This window comes from Chitinophaga agrisoli (assembly GCF_008386695.1).
Taxonomy (GTDB): domain Bacteria; phylum Bacteroidota; class Bacteroidia; order Chitinophagales; family Chitinophagaceae; genus Chitinophaga; species Chitinophaga agrisoli.
This window is the reverse complement of the sequence record NZ_VUOC01000004.1, coordinates 739338-757932: the sequence shown is the minus strand read 5'-3', so window position 1 is coordinate 757932 and position 18595 is coordinate 739338. Positions and strand designations below refer to the sequence as shown.

The window sequence follows — 18595 nt, the reverse complement described above, 5'->3', positions numbered from 1 at the left end:
TTTGCCCTGACCTGAAGTAACTGTACGGCAGGAAACCCTATTACTATACCTTGAAATAAGAAGACCCATGGTCGTGCTTACCAGTCTGTATGGTCAGACAAGCAACAATTTTATCCAGTTTATCCACCTGGACTCCTTTTGCAGGGAACATAATATCCCGTTCCGTAATCCCCGGCTGAAGAAGTATTACAACGATTATCCCAACCTGCGCAAAGCTAAGCTGGATTACACAGGATGGCAGCTGTTCCGGCCGCTCAAATGGCTGCGGATGATGAACGTCCTTAACTTCGACGACCAGGAGCAGCGCCCCGCTTACCGCGAAAAACTACAGCTGCTGCGCGGCCGCAAACTGTTCTGCGAAGGCTGGTTCTTCCGCAGCATAGAAACAGTGCCAAAATACCGCCAGCTGTACCAGCACCTCTTTGATCCCGCCATCGACAAACAGGCCCTGCGCGATAAATACCTGCAACGGACCTCGCCGGATGAGGTGATCCTGGCCCTGCACATCCGGCGCGGCGATTATAAAGAGTTCTATAACGGCGTATTCTATTTTGAGGACGATACCTACCTGGAAAAGATCAGCCAGTTCAAAGCCAGTATCGGCAAACCCTGTAAAGTGATCATCTTCACCAATGACGATGCGCTGGATAAGGAACTGTATATCCGTACATTTGGCAACGTAACCATCTCTGACAACCCCGTGGTGGCAGATCATTACCTGATGTCGCAGTGTGACTATATCCTGGGGCCCGCCAGCAGCTTCACGTACTGGGCCAGCTACATAGGGGAGAAGCCCTTTATGCACTTACTTGATAAGAAGGATGAGGTAAGACTGGATAGGTTTCGTATCAGCGATGGCAGCTATTAAACGGCATGTCGTGAACAGCCCCTCAAAATGTCGGGTTCACACGCGATCCGTTTTCCGCAATCGCTGTATGTTTGCATCATAAACTTAAACGCGCAAAATCATGGCAACAAAAATCTTTGTTAATTTACCCGTAAAAGACCTGAACAAATCAATGGATTTCTTCGGCAAACTAGGCTACACCTTTAATCCCCAGTATACCAACGAACAGGCAGCCTGTATGATTGTCAGCGAGGATATCTATTACATGCTGCTTACGGAGCCGTTTTTTAAAGGCTTCATCAAAAAAGAGATTGCGGATGCCACCAAAACCACAGAAGTGATCAACTGTCTCAGCACAGACAGCCGTCAGGAAGTAGACGATATCATCGGCAAGGCCACAGCCGGCGGCGCTACTCCTTATCCGGAGGCAAAGGATTATGGCTTTATGTACAGCCATGGTTTTGAAGACCTCGATGGCCACCTGTGGGAATATGTGTTCATGGACCCCAACGCCGCACCGCCCCACGAAGGTTAATAACAAGACCTTTTAAACGGTAGGGTAAGCAAATCATTAAGCCACTGGCAACAGTGGCTTTTTTGTTTCCCATCCCTTGGAATTATAGTAACTTTAAAATAAAAAATGGAAAACAAAGGGCTGCTATTTATTCCGGATATAAGTGGCTTTACCCGGTTTGTTAACGAAACAGAGATTGAGCATAGCCGTTTTATTATCCAGGAACTGCTGGAGATCCTGATCAATGCCAACGAAACAGGCCTGGAGATCTCCGAGATCGAAGGGGATGCCATCCTTTTTTACAAGTTTGGATCACCGCTGGAACTGCAAAAGCTGTACGGCCAGGTAGAGAAGATGTTCACCGCATTCCACCGCCACCTGTATGCCTATGAGCACCGCCGTCTGTGCCAGTGTTCCGCCTGCGTATCCGCCATTGATCTCAGCCTCAAGGTCATCTCGCATTACGGGGAGTTTACCAGCTACAATGTAAAGAACTTCAGCAAGCTGATTGGTAAAGACATTATCGTGGCGCACCAGCTGCTCAAAAACGATATTGATCAGCATGAATACTGGCTGGTAACGGAAAGCCTGTTGCAGGACGAGCAGCCGGCCGGCCTTACCCAATGGATGCGCTGGAATACCAGCGCCAAACAAACAGAGACCGGCAACATTCCTTTCCACTATACCCAACTCAGCGCGCTAAAGGATGATATCCGGGAAGACGCCTCCCCGGAGCTGGAGCCGGCTGATAAGATAAAAATGGTAAGCGTATCCCGCGAATACAATGTAGACATCAAATCCCTTTACTATACCACCGTACATTTCGAATTCCGTCACCGCTGGCAGGAAGGGGTGAAGCTGGTAGATGAAGTGAACCATTTCCTGCCCGGCGTAGGCACCCGCCACCGCGTGGTAACGGAACATGGCCAGGAGTTCGTATACACCAGCAGCTTCTTTTATGACCCCGCCACACGTATCGTCTTTGGCGAAACAGATGAAAAGAAACGACAGGTCACCCATTATATACTGGATAAAATAGACGAGCAAACCACCCGTCTCACGCTGGAACATTATATAGCCCGGGACCCCGTTCGCCAGTTCCTGTTTAAGCTCACCAAACAGGCAAAGATGGAAGCCGCCTTTTATCACTCCTTACAAAAACTGGAAGTGCTGCTGCCGGAAATTGAAGTGCCGGAATTTTAACCGCAAATAACGGGTTGTGCTGCCATATGGCTATCGCTAGCTTTGACGGGTAAATAAAACCGTCACCTGTTATGTTTATCAGCAGTGAACCGGCCATACTCTATTTTGGTACGCCGGTGGTGCTTATCAGCACCGTTAACGAGGACTTATCATGTAACCTGGCGCCTATGTCATCCGCCTTCTGGCTGGGCTGGCGCTGTATCCTGGGCCTGGCCGCCTCTTCCAAAACTACACAGAACATTATACGCACCGGCGAATGTGTGCTCAACCTTCCTTCCGTACACCAGGTGGCCGCCGTCAATCGCCTGGCCCGTACTACCGGCAGCAATCCCGTACCGGAGGCCAAACAAAAAAAAGGATATCATTATGAACAGGAGAAATTCCGCGTAGCGGGCCTTACGCCCATTCCTTCAGTAACCGTAACACCGCCCCGCGTACAGGAATGCCCCGTACACCTGGAAGCCCGCGTAGCCGCCATACATGGTGTAGCAGAAGAGGAGCCGGCGCAGCGCGGCCGTATCGTAAATATTGAGTTACGCATACAACGCGTACACCTGCATACAGATATCATCATGGACGGTCATCCCAACCAGGTAGACCCGGATAAATGGCGGCCGCTGATCATGAGTTTTCAGCAATTCTATGGATTAGGGGAACAGGTACACGCCTCTGCATTGGCGCAGATACCAGAAGAATTATATTATAGTAAAGATGTGGAACGGGCCAGGACTGTGTAATTATTGCGCGCTGCGTTGTGCCGCTTCCGCCGCTTCCCGCTCCGCTTTCTCCTTTGCTTCCTGCTCTTTGCGCTGCTTCTTTTCTAACCGCCTGAAATACCCGCGGAACAGGAAATTATGCCGTACCGCCTCCATATTCGTATCCAGCTTTCCCGTACTGCTGGCCAGGTTGCGGAGAGTAAGCAGCAGGTCATGCGCCGCGCTGTCATCATTTAATAACACCCCTGCCGGTGATTCGCTGCTGTTCAATTTTGTACTGATACTACTGCTGGCCGCCTTCAGGTCTGCCACTACATCATTGGCCCGCGCGGTAACGGAATCCATATTATTAGCCGTATTCCGCAGCCGGCCAAACACCACCGTATCTGTTACCAGGTCATTAGCCAGCACGCCTTTGGTTTGCAGGCGCGCGCTATAGCTGGCCAGGTTATTGGTAAGGCGTTGCGCATTCACGGCGGCATGGTTAAGCGTAGCCAATGAGTTGTTCAGGTTCATATATACGCCCGTATCCGTTAGTAAACGCCCCAGGCTGCCCTGTCCGGCGATCAGCTGCCGGGAAATACGCGCCAGGTTACCGGTGATCTCTACCAGGTTCTTATTGTTCACCTGCAGGGTATCCAGTATCTCGTCCGTACTGATGCTGCTGGCAACGCCAATTACATCACCGTCTTCTATCACAGGCGCCGCTTCGGTGCCGCCGCTGAGGGCAATGATCTTATTGCCCACCAGCCCGTCTGAGCTTACGCGGGCTTTTACATCCTTATGTATAAAAGGGCGGGAGTTCTTGTCAATATTCAGCACTACTTCTATATGGTTATGATCAATAAAAGTGATCCGTTTGATAAGACCCACTTTTACGCCGGAATACCATACATTATTCCCCTTGGCCAGGCCACCCACATCGCTGAAGACGGTCTTTACCTGTACCGATGTGATAAATGATTTCCGTTGTCCGCCCAGTACCAGTATGCCGGCGGCAAAGATCACCAACCCCAGGAACGTGAATATGCCTACTTTAACGGCTCTGCTTCTGCTTGTTTCTTTCATAGCTTATTGTATAAAGTTATAGTCATAGAATTCCTGGATCAGCTCATCGTCGTTGCTGCCAAATACTTCGTCAAAACTGCCCTGGCGGATGAACTTTCCTCCTTTCATTACCGCTATCTTGTCCCCGGTGGCCTTGGCGCAGGTAAGATCATGGGTAATAATGATCGAGCTGGTCTTAAACCGGCGCTGCACCTCGTTGATCAGGTTATTGATCTCTGTGCAGGTGATAGGGTCCAGGCCGGCCGTAGGCTCATCGTACAGCATGATCTCCGGCCGCAGGATCAGCGTGCGGCCAATGCCAATGCGCTTACGCTGTCCGCCGGACAGCTCAGACGGCATCTGGTCAACGGTCTGTGAAAGCCCTACGGCCTCCAGTACCAATGCTACCCGTTTGTCCCGCTCTGCCTTGCTCATGCCTGGCATATTCCGCCGCAGGGGGAAGGCCAGGTTTTCGCCCACGGTCATACTGTCGTACAAAGCCCCGTTCTGAAAACAGAAGCCCACCTTTAACCGCAGTTCCCGCAGGGTCACCACGTCCAGGTTGGGCACTTCCTGTCCCAATACATTTACCGTGCCGGCATCCGGGTACAACAGCCGGGAAATGATCTTGATCAGCACAGATTTACCGGTACCGGAACGGCCCAGCACCACAATATTCTCCCCTTTGTACAGGTCCAGGTCTATACCCTGCAGTACATGATTGGGGCCAAAGGATTTATACAATCCCCGGATAGAGATCACTTTATCATTCCAATCTATTTCTGGCGTAAAATCCTTCATACGATCGTCGTTTTACCGTAAAGCATTGATCACCTGTACAATAATCACCTCCTCAATAAAGATCAGGAACATGGAGATCACCACAGATACGTTGGCGGCCTTGCCTACGCCCTGCGTGCCCTGTGTGGCGTGGTAGCCCTGGTAGCAGCTCACAATGCCCACTGTAAAGCCATATACCGTGGCCTTGATCAGCGAGGAGGTGAAATCCAGGAAAGAGATATTCTGGAAACCGTTCTGGAAAAAAGTGGTGAGGCTGGTCTGCTCATTCAGGTGTATGTCCACAAAAGATCCAAACATGGCTACAATGCCGTTATAGAACATTAAGATGGGCAGGCATACCGTGGTGGCCATAATACGGGTCACTACCAGGTATTTGAAAGGATTGATGGCGGATACCTCCATGGCGTCTATCTGTTCCGTTACTTTCATAGAGGCCAGCTCCGCCCCAATGCTGGAGCCTACCTTGCCCGCGCAGATAAGGGCTGTTACCAGCGGCGCCAGGGCGCGCAGCACTGCAATGGAGATCAGGGAGGGCAGCCAGGAGGTAGCCCCAAACTCCGCCAGCGAAGGACGTGACTGTTTCGTGAATACAAGGCCGGTGATAAAACCCGTAAGGGTGATCAGCAGGAGCGACTTATTACCAATATAATAACACTGCCGGATAAACTCCCGTATCTCATACGGAGGCCGGAATGCCTCCACAAAGAACCGGCCTATGAATTTCAGGATATTGTAAAAATTAAAGAAAAAATGATCAATGCCTTTCGTAATGACTGGTTTCTCTGATGGTTCAATTGACTCCATTAGCGGTTTTTTTGCGATAAGAAATAATTGCTCCTTTTTATAATATGTTGCTGGCGTACACTGCCGTTACTATTACAAATTGATACGCTGCTTTGTTAAAAAGGGAATTATTGATCAAACGGCATTCCATTTCCGGGAATGGAGCAAAACCGCACTGAGCAGGCTGTTTCAGGCATTACGGGTTAACTGGGCACAGGGGACAAAGTGTGGATTTTAAGCCCTCCCGCCCACTACATGCTCATAAATGTTCTTAAGCTGACGGATATGCCGCTGCGCATGACAAACGCCAAAATGTATCCATTCCATCCGGGTCATTTCGCCAATCCCGGGTATGTCAAATTCCGTATAAGTGAGGGTAAGGTCCTGTACCTGGATGGCAGCTTCTGTACGCGCCACTATCTGCGACAGTTCATGGATCAGCCGGTCCCGGTCGTATACCATATCCTCCGGCCGCACAAAATCCGGCGATTGCATTTTGGTATTGAAATCCAGGAAAATGCTTTCGATGATGGGCATTTTTTCATCCGGCTGCCGCATAGTGGGTTTGGATGGGCCGGTGAGCGTATCTGTTATCGCCCCTTTCTGCAGGTGCCGGCCTAGCTGGCCTGCTGTCCAGCTGCCCTCAAAAGGAACGGTATTCAGCTGTTCCTGGTTAAAAGCAGAAAGGATCTGGAGTAAAGAGGTGAAGGTGGTCTCAAATGAGCGGAGCGTGGCTTGTTTCGTTTGCATTTTATACGTGATTTATTGCACTGTAAACTTACTATGCTTCAAATAAGCGGAAGGGGTATAAATCCGACAATCTAAAGGGGGGATTCTGACATTGAAAGGATTTTATGTATTATAAATATAAATATATACATTTGGAAGATAATCCCTATCCACATGAGTACAGGAATTGATATCCAACTAGTAAAAGCGCAGTATGCGCAAATGTCGGACAATGAGTTGATAAATTTCGTGACCCAGGACGCCAGTGGCCTTACGCCCCAGGCGCTGGAAGCCGCCAAAGCGGAATTGGAGAAAAGGCGGCTGCCTCATCCCCGCTTATCTGAAGCGCTGGAAGCGCAGAATAAAGCGTATACAGTATCGGAGGTAGACCAATATTGCATGCTTGTCCGGAACCTGAACTGTCCGGGATGTAATAGCAATGCAACGCCGTTGAATGCTACTCTTACGGCCGAGGTAATGAGCTTTATCCTGTTTACAAGTTACAAAAAGCAGGTGAAGGTGGGCTGTCCCACTTGTCTGGACAAAGCCAACAACGGGGCCTTGCTCCAATCCCTCGTTTTGGGTTGGTGGGGATTCCCCTTCGGCATTATCCGCACTATAGAGGCGATCATACTGTATATCCGCCACAAAAAACATAATCATTCGGAGCTGGCCACTGAGCAGCTGGTTAATTTTGCTACCGCCAATATTGGCTTAATAACGGCCCACAAGGATAATAAGGAAGCCTTGCAACAGATCATTGCTGTGGTAAAACCATAAACCTCATTATGGAATTTAAGGCCTTCTGGCATCATAACAGCAAAACACCCACAAAAGGGGTGACAATTTAAATTCCTATACCGTATGCGAAAACTCTTTTCTTTATTATCTATCGCCGGGGCTTTATGCGTCCAAAACACCGCCGCCCAGTCGGATACTGACCAGCAATCAGCCAACAACCGGTTACAGGCCGCCGTAACGCTTATGGATAATGGCCAGGTAGACAGTTCCCTGATACTGCTGGAAGAAGGCCGGAAACTATTCCCGGACAATATCGACTTCCCCTACGAAATGGCCTACGCCAAATACCTCACCAAGGATTATAATGCCGCAGCGGACCTCCTGAAAAAGTTGCAGAAACATAAGGATGTCTCTGACCGCGTTTACCAGCTCCTGGGCAATTGCTATGATTACCTGGGTAAGCCTAAAAAAGCCATAGACAGCTATGACGATGGGCTGGAACGTTTTCCCGGCTCCGGTCCCCTGCACCTGGAAAGAGGCATTATGGAAATGAAGGCCAAACAATACGGCAGGGCGCTGGCCTATTTTGAAGCGGGTATAAACGGCGAGCCCACTTTTACCTCCAACTACTACTGGGCCGCCAAAATATTCTGCAGCCAGTCCGAAGAAGAGGTATGGGGTATGATCTATGGCGAGATCTTCATCAACCTGGAGCGGGGCTCCAAACGTACGGAAGAGATCAGCAAACTGCTGTACTATACCTATAAATCAGAGATCCAATTCCCTAACGATACCAGCGTATCCGTTAGTTTCCATAAAGATAACACGATCAATATAGGATGGGACCCCAAAAGCGGCCCGGAAGACCTGGCCAAACAGCTCATGAGCGCCCTTAACCGCTCCTTTCCCGGCGTATACGAACAATCACTGATGCTGTCCGTAGTAGGGGAGAAGATCATCAACCTCCAAACCCTCGACAGCATCCGCACCCGCTTCCTGGACATATACGCACAACAAGGCAAAGAGCTCACCGTTCCCGTGCCCATCTTCGACTACCAGCGGCAGCTGCGCAGCCTGGGCTACCTGGACGCCTACAACTACTGGGCCCTGGGCCTGGGTAGCCAGCAGGAGTTCGAAGACTGGCGCATCGCCAACCAGGACAAATGGGATAAATTTATAGCCTGGTTCCGGGAACACGGCCTGCAGGTAACAAACGAAAATAAGTTTACCAGGCCCCGGTAATAAAGCTATTTTTGCGAACAATTATGGAAAAAAATAATACGATGCCGTCAAAGAAACGGCTCACACTTAACTGGTTAGGGCAGCAGGATTGGCTCGCCCTTTCCCTATGGTTCGGAATGTCCATTGTCATTGCCGCCAGAGAGCTGATTGCCGGTGAAACAAACAATTTCATCATCTTCCGGCATGTATTCCTGCACGTGCGGGCGCAGCAAAACCTGTACATGGCCTACCCGGAGTATTTTGACGTAAATAATTACGGGCCGGTATTCAGTGTTATCATTGCGCCCTTTGCCCTGCTGCCCTTTTCCATAGGCGCCATGTTATGGGTGGCCGCCAATGCATTGTTCCTGTACTACGCCATCCGCCAGCTACCCATTACACGTTTTCAGCAAAACCTGGTGCTTATTTTCGCCAGCCATGAGCTGATGGCCGCCAGCAGCTACTTCCAGTTTAATGTGTCCATAGCCGCCTGTATCATCCTTAGCTTTGCGCTCATCCTCAGGGGTAAGGATTTCTGGGCCGCTTTTTTTATAGTCATAGGTACCCTTACCAAATTATACGGTATCGTAGGCCTGGCCTTTTTCTTCTTCAGCAAACACCGCTGGCGCCTTATCGGCAGCATGCTGCTGTGGGGAGTGGTATTGTTTGTATTGCCGATGGCCCTCTCTTCCGCGCAGTATATCATCAACACCTATAAGGACTGGTGGACAGCCCTGGTGGTAAAGAACCAGAAGAACTTTAAGCTGGACGAAGGTATCCTGCTGCAGAACATCTCCGCGCAGGGAATTATCCAGCGGGTATTCCGCCTCAAATACTTCAGTAACCTATGGGTACTGGTACCGGCCCTGTTGTTATTTGCTTCCCATTACCTGCGCCTGCGCTGGAAAGAGAATGTCAATTACTGCCTGTACCTGCTGGCATCTGTGCTGCTGTTTACCGTTATCTTTAGCACCAGCTCAGAATCGCCTACGTATATCATTGCCTTCCTCGGCACCTGTATTTGGTACGTACTGCAAAAGCCCACCAAATGGGTGAATGCGTTTTTTATTTTTGCATTGATAGGGACTAGCTTTTCCCATTCAGACCTGGTAACGCCTTGGGTAAAGCATCATTTTGTAGTGCCTTATGCACTGAAGGCGTTGCCCAGTGTGGTGATGTGGCTGGTGATTGTGTGGCAGATTTTGAGTAAGCAGTTTTTAAGGCTGGAGGAGAGGGTAGTGGTATAGAAAGCGTATATAAATAATAGAAAAAATAAAATCCGCAGTGAATGCTGCGGATTTTATTTTTGAACATAAGTAGACATTGTATTTGCGGCTTAAAGTCAGTTCGAAGTGGCTTTAGTTAAGTTAAATTATTTATTCTTTTTCAATATGCTTAACCATTTATTATAAAAATACCGCCCTATGTTTAAATATATCCAGTTTACAAAAGCCATCACCAATCCAAAAAATGGTACATATAAGATCGAAAGAGCCAGCCCCAATAGCCCGTAACGTGGTTCATCGTTCAGGTACATAGGCGCCATCTTGAAAAGCGATAAAAAACCTAATAGCAACATGAAGGGCAGACCTCCGAATGTGTATATAATAAAAAGATTCTTAAATGCGAAGGGATTTTTATTCATTTGCTGTGATTATATCAATAGCTTTCAATAATTAATACAGATGAAGATCGCCTTTTCTCACCATATCCCGGGTAGCATCTTACTAATAATAAAACGATACAGTAACTTATTCTCAAAGAATTTTCCATCGCCATCCACAAATACTCCAAACCTGTCCATACAGTAGGATGCTTTATGACCATCTCCCAATAATATAAATTTCAATCTCACATCTATGGATTTTGTGGGCGCAATTGGCTGCATCTTCATCGCCATAATAGTTAAACTATCAACTTTCTTTTGCTCTTCGATAGCTATTGTTGTTATGGTTTCCTTAAATGTAGATTCAAAGTATTGACATTTTACAGCCTCAAATGTTGATGTTAAAAAACTTTCGTACTCAATTGCCGCCTTGGTGAATCTTATCTTCTTAGTTTGTGAACGAAGAATGCTCCGGTTACCTAATAAAAACAATAGACAAAGAAATATAGACTGCCGGAATATTTTCATAGCTAAAAATGTTGCTTCTTTTAGATATAGATTACTGTACAAAAGAATATAATTTTTACAAAAAATCCAACATACTAATCGTTATATGCATTAAAACAACATTATATTTGACTTGAGCCGTCACCCCCTGACCACAATCACCCCACCACTAACCTCCATCATTTTCCACCCCCTTCCCCCCACGTACTTTTACATCATCATACAGCACACGAGATGACCGGATATGGAACACAAATACAAGGGCTGTCCTGCTAATACACCCGATTTACCCTTATGAAATAGTTTGCTTGCTGAGGTTGATTTTCATTAACACGTTTGGATCAATGAGCCGCTGTAGTAATACGGCGGGCTCATTGCCTCCAAAGCACAGAATAACCGACACACGAATCAGATAATAAACCAAACACCTACAAATAGCTACCATGAAAGCACGTATACTCGCCGCCCTCTTATTGCTGATCTCCGGCACAGCATTCAGCCAGTTAAAAGTTGGCTCCAATCCAAGCCAGATCAATAAAGCCTCCATCCTCGAACTGGAGAGCAGCCGTCAGGGTTTACTGCTACCGCGTATTCCGGGTACCAACTTGACTTCCGCTCCCCTGAACGCAGCGCCGGATGGTATGATCATCTACGTTACGGATTCCGCCAGCCTCTTTATCCGCAAGAATAATTTATGGCAGCGCATGTCCGTAGATAGTGTAGCCAATGCCGGTAACTGGAACACCACTGGTAATGCAGGTCTCGACTCTACAAAGAACTTCCTCGGTACCACTGATCAGCAGGCCCTGATCTTTAAGACCCAGAACGCGGAACGCCTGCGCTTTATGGCCAATGGTAACATTAAAGTGGCCTCCGGGACCATTCCCACCGGCACAGACCAGGTACAGGTAATAGTGATAGACCCTACTAGCGGTCAACTGTTACAGCGTACTATCGCAGCATCTGCCTTCAATAATGCCATCGCTTCGCTGAATGGCCTGCGGGATACGGCACAAACCTTTGCCATAGACAGCGCCGTTACAAAAGATCTGACCATTACTTCCGCTGCCGGCGTACATACGTTCAACCTGCCTACGCAGAATGGCAACGGTACTACATCCCGCGGTTTGCTCTCATATGCGGATTGGGCACGCTTCGACTCGTCCGCCCGCTTCCAGATCCTGCACACCTTATTCAGCAATACGGCAGATAACAACGGTATCAGCATCAGCAACGGTACGCTTACCCTGCATGCTGCAGATGCTACTCATCCTGGCGCTGTCAACACCACAGACCAGACCTTTGGTGGTGATAAGATCTTCAAGGACTCCCTGGCCGTAGGTATTACCACAGGCAATAAAGCCAATTCTACCTTCCAGGTTACAGGGTCTATGTCTACTAACCTAACCAAGGCTACCAGCAACTATGCAGCCTCCGAGTCAGACAATACCATCCTGGCAGACGCTACCACCGCCGCGCTCACCGTTACGTTGCCTAGTCCAACCAACATTGCAGGCCGTATGTATACCATCAAGAAAATAGGTACCGGCGGTATAGATAAGGAAGTGACCATCGCTACCACCGGCGGCACCATAGATGGAGGCAATAATTATATCATCTATAACGACTGGACATTCGTAACACTGCAAACGGACGGTACCAACTGGTTTGTGATAAAGAAATAGTAACCGCATAATAAAATTCTCTCCACCACCACTTAATCGGTTGCTATGAAATTCAAATTTTACCACCTGCTGCCGGTAATGGGATTGCTTTGCCTGCCCTTACTGTCCATAGCTCAACAGCTGAAACTGGGTAATCCGGCCGGCATGAACAAGTCAGCGGTGCTGGAGTTAGAAAGCAGTAACCAGGGGCTATTATTAACAAGGATCGCAGATACTACCGTGGCGCCGCTCACCACTGCCCCGGATGGCACCATCCTCTACTTTAAGGGTGATAATACCCTGAGGGTACGCAGCCAGGGCCAATGGAAAAAACAGCTCAGCGCCATAGATACAAACAATATTGCCAGCTTTAGTCAAAAGGTAAGGGGACTGTTCTCCGGAACAGCTCCCATTACCTTCAACAACGGAACGATCGGCATCAGCCAGGCTTCTGGTACAACAAACGGGTATTTAAGCAGTACAGACTGGACCTCATTCAACAATAAATTATCAACAGTAGACACAGGGAACATTGCAAACTTTCACCTGAAGGTGCGGTCTGAATTGAGTGCGGGAAGCGGTATTGCCTACAACAATGCAACAGGCGTGATATCGCTGGCTTCAGGAGCAGGCGCAGCGTGGTTGCAGGGTGGTAATAGTGTAAGCGCCATCCAGAACCTGGGTACCACCAGCAACTACGACCTGCCTTTTATTACGAACAATACAGAGCGCATGCGGATCAATACCGCAGGTAATGTGGGTATAGGCAGCAGCTCATTCACAAACACCTACCCGGAGCGGTTATTGATAGATGCGGGTACTACCACATCTTATAACCTCATCACGGCAAAGGGCAGTATTAACAACTACCTGCAGTTCAATATCCAGAACACGCAGGGCGGGCCTAACTCCAGCTCAGATATTGTGGCCACGGCCAACAATGGTAATGAAACGCAGAACTATATCAACATGGGTATTAACTCCGCCGGTTTTGGTGGCTCAGATATACTGCAGGGCAACAATACCACTTATCTCTACGGTACAGGCAATGATATGGTGATAGGTAATGGTAGTAGCAGCAAGAACCTGATCTTATTCAGCGGCGGCACAGCCACTACTAATGAGGCGATGCGCATAGAGCCGAACGGCGAAGTAGGCATCGCAACAACAAGCCCGCAGGCTAAGCTGGATGTAGGCGGTAATTTTAAACTAGGCGCGGCAGGTACGGTATTGACCAATATTATCAAAGGTAACGCTACCTTATCGGACAATACTACCAATATAACCTACCTGTTTCCCTTGACCAAAACAGTAACAATAACCGGCGCCAATCTGAACGCTTCTGTGATCGTAAATCCCAGGGCTGCGTTAAACACTGGACTGGCCATCAGCTATGCTTATGTCAGTGCGGTAAACACCGTTACTATCAATTTTATCAACTCAGGAGCCGGTACCCTGGGTAATCAGAAACTAGGCACTGTGACATTTGATGTAACGGTTATTAATCTCTGATGAAAAAAATTATCCTTCATATGATCATGTTGCTGATAGTAGCCGCTAAAGCAGGGCATGCGCAGAATGGGCTCTATATCCCGCCGCAGGCAGATATAGCAGTATTGGGAAAGGATACCGTAGGCATCTTTTGCAACGTGAAGAACGACGGCCGCTTTGGCTCAGTAAAAGGGACAGTGATCAATTTTTACGGCGCTAAATGGGAGAACAGCAACGATGCGCTCCTGCCGGATGAAAATGACTATAACAATAGCACGCTGCGGGGCACAGGCGGCATCTTCCGCTTCCTGCAGCCAAAAACAACGAACATGGGGGCACAGTATATATACGGAGGCTACAGCGCCGGTGCTAAGGCCGGCGCCAGCTTCCCTAACCTGGCCATCGCAAATAAAAACGGCCTGCTGCTGGATGATCTCACCGATCTGAAAGTAAGGCATACACTACATTTTGAAGAAGGACACGTGCTGTTGAATGGTTGGAACTTAGTGGTAGGAGAAAGGTACCCGGGCAATATCACCGGCTATTCCGAAAAGAGCTTTGTGGTAACAGGTACGGAGCCAGGTGGTGGCTTCCTGTACCGGGAGCAGATCGGAACATCGGATAGTATGGTGGTATTCCCCCTGGGCGCCAGTACAGACAGCTACTCGCCAATGGCTTTAACAAACAACGGCGGCGCTCCGCATGAGATGCATGCAAGGGTATTCGATAGCGTATACCAGCAGGCCGTCACCGGCGCAGCTTATACTGAAGATTATGTGTTGAAAACCTGGAATATCGGGGGCGACGCGGCTATCGGGCACGACATGACCGTGTGGCTGCAGTACGACCGTCAGCAGGAGGGAAGCGCCTTCTCGCCGGGCCGCGACAGCAGCTTTGTTGCCCGCTACATGGCAGCTACCGGCTGGGATACTTTGCCCGCGCAGGAAGGTATCAGCGCAGGCAGATTGACCAGCGGCGCCCCGCTTCCAAATGCCTACATGAATAAACGTCTATTCTCAGGTGGATTGGAGGTAAATAATTACCTCTCCGTAACCGTGCAGAATAAACATGGTATATCATCAGAAGTAGACCTGTTCTTTGAAGCTTTCCGGCAGTCGCGAAGATGGGTCACCACCCGCTGGACTGCCTATAAAGAAAGGTATCTGTTGCGGTACGAGCTGCAACGCCGCCGGGAAAACGAAGACAGCTTCTATACAGTGGCGCGTATTGCCCCCCGTGCATTTAATGGCAGCGGTCAGGGTAACAAATACGCCTATAATGATGATAACCTGTACGACAACTGGACCTATTACCGGTTAAAGATCTTTGGAAAAGACGGAAAGATCTTCTATTCCCCGGTAAAACCAGTGCCATGGAACATAGAGATAACAGTAGGGCCTAACCCCAATAACGGCAACTTCAGGGTTAGCACCTACGGCATCAAACATCAGCTCAGGATGGTGATGCGTGATATAGCCGGCAGGATACACGGTACCTGGACAATTACCGGCGATACCAATATCGCCACCTCCGGTCTGCCCGCAGGCATGTACCTGCTCACTTTCTATGATAAGGAAAACAATAATGCGATGGTGAATACCATCAAGATTGAAATACTAAGTAACTAACATTTAAATCTCTTTACCTATGAGAAAGACAACAATCAATATTATTGCGCTGCTGCTGATCGTACTGTTCACACATGCAGCCCTGATCAAACTGCTGGACTATTCCACGTTCCGCCACCAGCTGATGGAATACCCCCTGTTATCACCTTTTGCCGGTTTTATTGCCTGGGCATTACCCGCGGTAGAGCTTATAACCGCTGTGCTGCTCATACGGGCGCGCACTTATTTTGCAGGTTTTACCCTTTCCCTGATCCTCATGACCGGTTTATCCAGTTACATTATTTTTCTGCTGAACAGCCATTACGATGTGCCTTGCGCCTGCCAGGGATTGCTCGGCTTTACATCCTGGCCTGCCCAGCTGAAGTTCAATATGATCTTTACCCTCGTCGCACTGGCGGGTTTCTTGTTGCAATTGCTGGTTCGCGAAGAAGCAAAGGTGATGCGGTTCACGCCCGCACAGGAACGCATCTGAGATCTTGTTGCAACAAGCAGGGCGTAGCCGAAAACCTGTAGAATAGAGTAGGCGCCTTTGTAATAATAATAACCTATCCAAGAACTATGAAAAAGATCCGTATGGGCCTCGTGGCCTTTGTGTTGGCCATTATTGGCACATTTACCGTAAAAGCCGCAGACAGGGACGATGTGTACTACCAGTTTTACCTGGATGAAACAGGTTATCCCAGCATATTCGCCGGCGCCAGCCAGGACTTCCTCCTGGCAGGCTGCAAGTTTGGCGAGATAGAATGCGGGAGGATTTATATGGCGGAAGACGTGCAGGAAACCTCCCCCGGTGAATTCCAGGTGTTACCCAATCACGAAGCTAATTTCCTGGCCAATTATTACAGGATGGATTACTAAACCTGCAACCGGTACACCTGATATGTGAACAACGAGCGTGCATGTGCATCAGTAGAGTGATGATGGTGCTTTGGACAAAGCAAGCCTGCGCCGGGCGCGGGCTTTGCTTTTTTGCATATAACAGCCTATCTTACCCGCCTATGATACTCGATACCTTAGCTAATGCCCAACGCTACCATGCCCTGGGCCAGAAATTTGTAAAAGCCTTTGAATACCTGGCCGCCACAGACCTTGCCGCTCTCGAAAAAGGGAAATATGAGATAGACGGCGATAACATCTTTGCCATCATCAACGAATATGAGACCGTAGACCCTGCCAATGAACAGATGGAATCCCACCGCAAATACATAGATGTGCAGTACATCGTAAAAGGCACAGAACTGATCGGTCATGATTTCCTGCAGCAACAGCAACCCTCCAAAGCCTATGATGAAGACAAGGACTATATGCTGTTCGCAGAAAGACCGCCGTTTTTCTCCCACCTGGAACAGGGTTATTTCGCTGTTTTCTTCCCCACAGACCTGCATATGCCCAACATAATGGCCGGTACGCCCACCCAGGTAAAAAAAGTGGTGATCAAGATAAGCGTACAATAAACGGTAACAATGGGTGTATTTGCGCCGTTTAAATAAGTAAATTTGTTATTCACTCATACAAGTTAGTCTATGAAGGAAATAGCGTTGCTTATTTATGAGGATACTGTATTGTCATCGATTGCCGGTACGTTGGACCTCCTCTCCGGCGCTAACCGCATCCTGCAGGAAATTGGCCAGCCCCCGGCCTTTAAAGTATCCCTGGTTAGCGAAAAGCCCATTAATACGGCCCTACATATCCCCGGTCAGTTTTTCCACTATCGCACCCTGTCAGAAGTAGCCTATACGGACCTCGTGATAGCGCCCGCCTTTTACGGCAGTGCAGATGCGGCACTGGAAAAAGACCGGGCCATGCCCGCATGGATCAATGCGATGCACCGCAGGGGAGCAGAGATAGCCAGTTTATGCCTGGGCAGCTATTTCCTGGCAGAGGCCGGCCTTTTATCCGGCGGAGTATGTACTACCCACTGGACGGCCGCCGAGGACATGCGGCGCCGTTACCCGGATATCACCGTACTACCAGACCTGGTGATCACGGATCAGAACGGCATCTATACCAGCGGCGGAGCTTTCTCTTCCCTGAACCTGATGCTCTATTTAATAGAAAAGTTCTGCGGTCGCGAAGTAGGCGTCATGGCCAGCAAAATGTTCTCCATAGATATGGATCGCGTAAACCAGGCCCATTTTGCCATGTTTATGGGACAACAACAGCATGAAGATGAGGAGATCCGTAAGGCCCAGACCTATATAGAGGAGCATTATCACCTCCAGATCACCATAGAGGAGATAGCGGAGCGCAGCAACATGAGCAAACGCAACTTCATCCGCCGGTTTAAACATGCCACCAGCAGCACCCCGCTGGAATACCTGCAACGGGTAAAAATAGAGTCCGCTAAAAAAGCTTTGGAAAAAAGCGCCCAGAATATCAGCGACCTGATGGCCAACGTAGGGTATAATGATATAAAGGCTTTCCGGAAGATCTTTAAACGGATCACCGGTCTTACCCCCCAGGATTACCGGAAGAAATATTGCCGGGCGCTGAATATGAGTAGTAATTAAGGCATAGCAGCAGGGGAGTAGCCTGCATCGGAAAATTCCCCGTTAATTTCCAGCCGGCATAAAAAAGGCCACCGGTATACCGGTGGCCGGGAGACGCGTCCGCGTCTAAAACAGTCTTCTTATATGGAGCAACCCAGTTAGGCGATACTAACTGAAGGTTTCCATGAATATCCTGTAGATTGCATGAATACCTCCTTTTTTTTGGTGAACGAGTGTTAAAGTTACACTTTTACCAGGAAATTCACCGCCATGAAAGTGGCATATTTGTTAAAATTCGCTTAAAATCCAGGCAATCAGCTACCGCTCAATCTGCTTCCGGTTCGATCTCTGCCACCCGGCCTACCTGCCCGTCTTCCAACCGTACTTTAATCCCTCTTGAGTGATAGGGGGCAGAGGTCAGTATATCCTGCACCACCCCACGGGTAAGTTTACCGGTACGTTGATCCTTCTTTAAAATAATAGCCACTTCAAGGCCTTCATAAATATCTTTTCTATATCTCCCGTGCATAACAGTGTTCCACTTATACCTGCAAATTAGGCATCTATGACAAAATTTGCTAGTTTGATAAAAAGAAAAATATATCTTT

At 48.6% G+C, this 18595-nt stretch carries 20 protein-coding genes; 14 read left to right on the top strand and 6 right to left on the bottom strand.

Annotated features, from left to right (window positions below):
* The first annotated feature begins 67 nt into the window (after window positions 1-67).
* The 4 genes from F0L74_RS22160 (at window position 68) to F0L74_RS22145 (ending at window position 3301) form a co-directional block, all read left to right on the top strand.
* Entirely contained in the window at window positions 68-868 is an 801-nt protein-coding gene (locus F0L74_RS22160; RefSeq protein WP_149840101.1) for an alpha-1,2-fucosyltransferase, read from the top strand.
* 100 nt (window positions 869-968) lie between these two features.
* The gene (locus F0L74_RS22155; protein WP_149840100.1) at window positions 969-1382 is read left to right on the top strand and encodes a VOC family protein; all 414 of its coding nucleotides are present in this window, start codon (window positions 969-971) and stop codon (window positions 1380-1382) included.
* 105 nt (window positions 1383-1487) lie between these two features.
* A complete protein-coding gene (locus F0L74_RS22150; RefSeq protein ID WP_149840099.1) occupies window positions 1488-2564 on the top strand; it encodes a DUF2652 domain-containing protein in 1077 nt (358 codons plus the stop codon).
* A gap of 71 nt (window positions 2565-2635) precedes the next feature.
* Window positions 2636-3301: a flavin reductase family protein gene (locus F0L74_RS22145; protein ID WP_149840098.1), complete on the top strand. Its 666-nt coding sequence runs from the start codon at window positions 2636-2638 to the stop codon at window positions 3299-3301.
* Here F0L74_RS22145 and F0L74_RS22140 read toward each other — a convergent pair whose 3' ends face one another.
* The 4 genes from F0L74_RS22140 to F0L74_RS22125 form a co-directional block, all read right to left on the bottom strand.
* Entirely contained in the window at window positions 3302-4348 is a 1047-nt protein-coding gene (locus tag F0L74_RS22140; RefSeq protein WP_149840097.1) for an MlaD family protein, read from the bottom strand.
* 3 nt (window positions 4349-4351) lie between these two features.
* Window positions 4352-5128: an ABC transporter ATP-binding protein gene (locus F0L74_RS22135; RefSeq protein WP_149840096.1), complete on the bottom strand. Its 777-nt coding sequence runs from the start codon at window positions 5126-5128 to the stop codon at window positions 4352-4354.
* A 12-nt stretch (window positions 5129-5140) separates the two neighbouring features.
* The gene (locus tag F0L74_RS22130) at window positions 5141-5932 is read right to left on the bottom strand and encodes an MlaE family ABC transporter permease (RefSeq protein WP_149840095.1); all 792 of its coding nucleotides are present in this window, start codon (window positions 5930-5932) and stop codon (window positions 5141-5143) included.
* A gap of 213 nt (window positions 5933-6145) precedes the next feature.
* Entirely contained in the window at window positions 6146-6661 is a 516-nt protein-coding gene (locus F0L74_RS22125) for a DinB family protein (RefSeq protein ID WP_149840094.1), read from the bottom strand.
* A gap of 153 nt (window positions 6662-6814) precedes the next feature.
* On the opposite strand from F0L74_RS22125, the gene F0L74_RS22120 reads away from it, so the two are divergent.
* The 3 genes from F0L74_RS22120 (at window position 6815) to F0L74_RS22110 (ending at window position 9849) form a co-directional block, all read left to right on the top strand.
* Window positions 6815-7420: a hypothetical protein gene (locus F0L74_RS22120; RefSeq protein WP_149840093.1), complete on the top strand. Its 606-nt coding sequence runs from the start codon at window positions 6815-6817 to the stop codon at window positions 7418-7420.
* Window positions 7421-7504: 84 nt separating this feature from the next.
* Window positions 7505-8623, top strand: a complete 1119-nt coding sequence (locus tag F0L74_RS22115) for a tetratricopeptide repeat protein (RefSeq protein ID WP_149840092.1) — start codon at window positions 7505-7507, stop codon at window positions 8621-8623.
* A gap of 41 nt (window positions 8624-8664) precedes the next feature.
* On the top strand, window positions 8665-9849 hold the full coding sequence (locus F0L74_RS22110) for a glycosyltransferase family 87 protein (RefSeq protein ID WP_149840091.1): 1185 nt from the start codon (window positions 8665-8667) through the stop codon (window positions 9847-9849).
* A gap of 455 nt (window positions 9850-10304) precedes the next feature.
* On the opposite strand, the gene F0L74_RS22105 is transcribed toward F0L74_RS22110, so the two are convergent.
* Window positions 10305-10778 (bottom strand): hypothetical protein, encoded by a 474-nt coding sequence (locus F0L74_RS22105; RefSeq protein WP_149840090.1) that lies wholly within the window; start codon window positions 10776-10778, stop codon window positions 10305-10307.
* 380 nt (window positions 10779-11158) lie between these two features.
* Here F0L74_RS22105 and F0L74_RS22100 point away from each other — a divergent pair, with 380 nt between their 5' ends.
* The 7 genes from F0L74_RS22100 (at window position 11159) to F0L74_RS22070 (ending at window position 18008) form a co-directional block, all read left to right on the top strand.
* Window positions 11159-12400: a phage tail-like protein gene (locus F0L74_RS22100; protein WP_149840089.1), complete on the top strand. Its 1242-nt coding sequence runs from the start codon at window positions 11159-11161 to the stop codon at window positions 12398-12400.
* A gap of 45 nt (window positions 12401-12445) precedes the next feature.
* Window positions 12446-13891 (top strand): autotransporter outer membrane beta-barrel domain-containing protein, encoded by a 1446-nt coding sequence (locus F0L74_RS22095; RefSeq protein WP_149840088.1) that lies wholly within the window; start codon window positions 12446-12448, stop codon window positions 13889-13891.
* The gene (locus F0L74_RS22090; RefSeq protein WP_149840087.1) at window positions 13891-15498 is read left to right on the top strand and encodes a T9SS type A sorting domain-containing protein; all 1608 of its coding nucleotides are present in this window, start codon (window positions 13891-13893) and stop codon (window positions 15496-15498) included. Before F0L74_RS22095 ends, F0L74_RS22090 begins: the two co-directional genes overlap by 1 nt.
* Window positions 15499-15517: 19 nt before the next feature.
* Window positions 15518-15970: a MauE/DoxX family redox-associated membrane protein gene (locus F0L74_RS22085; RefSeq protein WP_149840086.1), complete on the top strand. Its 453-nt coding sequence runs from the start codon at window positions 15518-15520 to the stop codon at window positions 15968-15970.
* A gap of 86 nt (window positions 15971-16056) precedes the next feature.
* Window positions 16057-16356 carry a hypothetical protein gene (locus tag F0L74_RS22080; RefSeq protein WP_149840085.1) on the top strand — a complete coding sequence of 100 codons (300 nt, stop codon included), beginning with the start codon at window positions 16057-16059 and terminating at the stop codon, window positions 16354-16356.
* A gap of 140 nt (window positions 16357-16496) precedes the next feature.
* Window positions 16497-16952 carry a NanQ anomerase/TabA/YiaL family protein gene (locus tag F0L74_RS22075; protein WP_149840084.1) on the top strand — a complete coding sequence of 152 codons (456 nt, stop codon included), beginning with the start codon at window positions 16497-16499 and terminating at the stop codon, window positions 16950-16952.
* Between the two features lie 69 nt (window positions 16953-17021).
* On the top strand, window positions 17022-18008 hold the full coding sequence (locus F0L74_RS22070) for a GlxA family transcriptional regulator (protein ID WP_149840083.1): 987 nt from the start codon (window positions 17022-17024) through the stop codon (window positions 18006-18008).
* Window positions 18009-18312: 304 nt separating this feature from the next.
* On the opposite strand, the gene F0L74_RS22065 is transcribed toward F0L74_RS22070, so the two are convergent.
* Window positions 18313-18516: a YwbE family protein gene (locus tag F0L74_RS22065; RefSeq protein WP_149840082.1), complete on the bottom strand. Its 204-nt coding sequence runs from the start codon at window positions 18514-18516 to the stop codon at window positions 18313-18315.
* Between the last annotated feature and the right edge of the window lie 79 nt (window positions 18517-18595).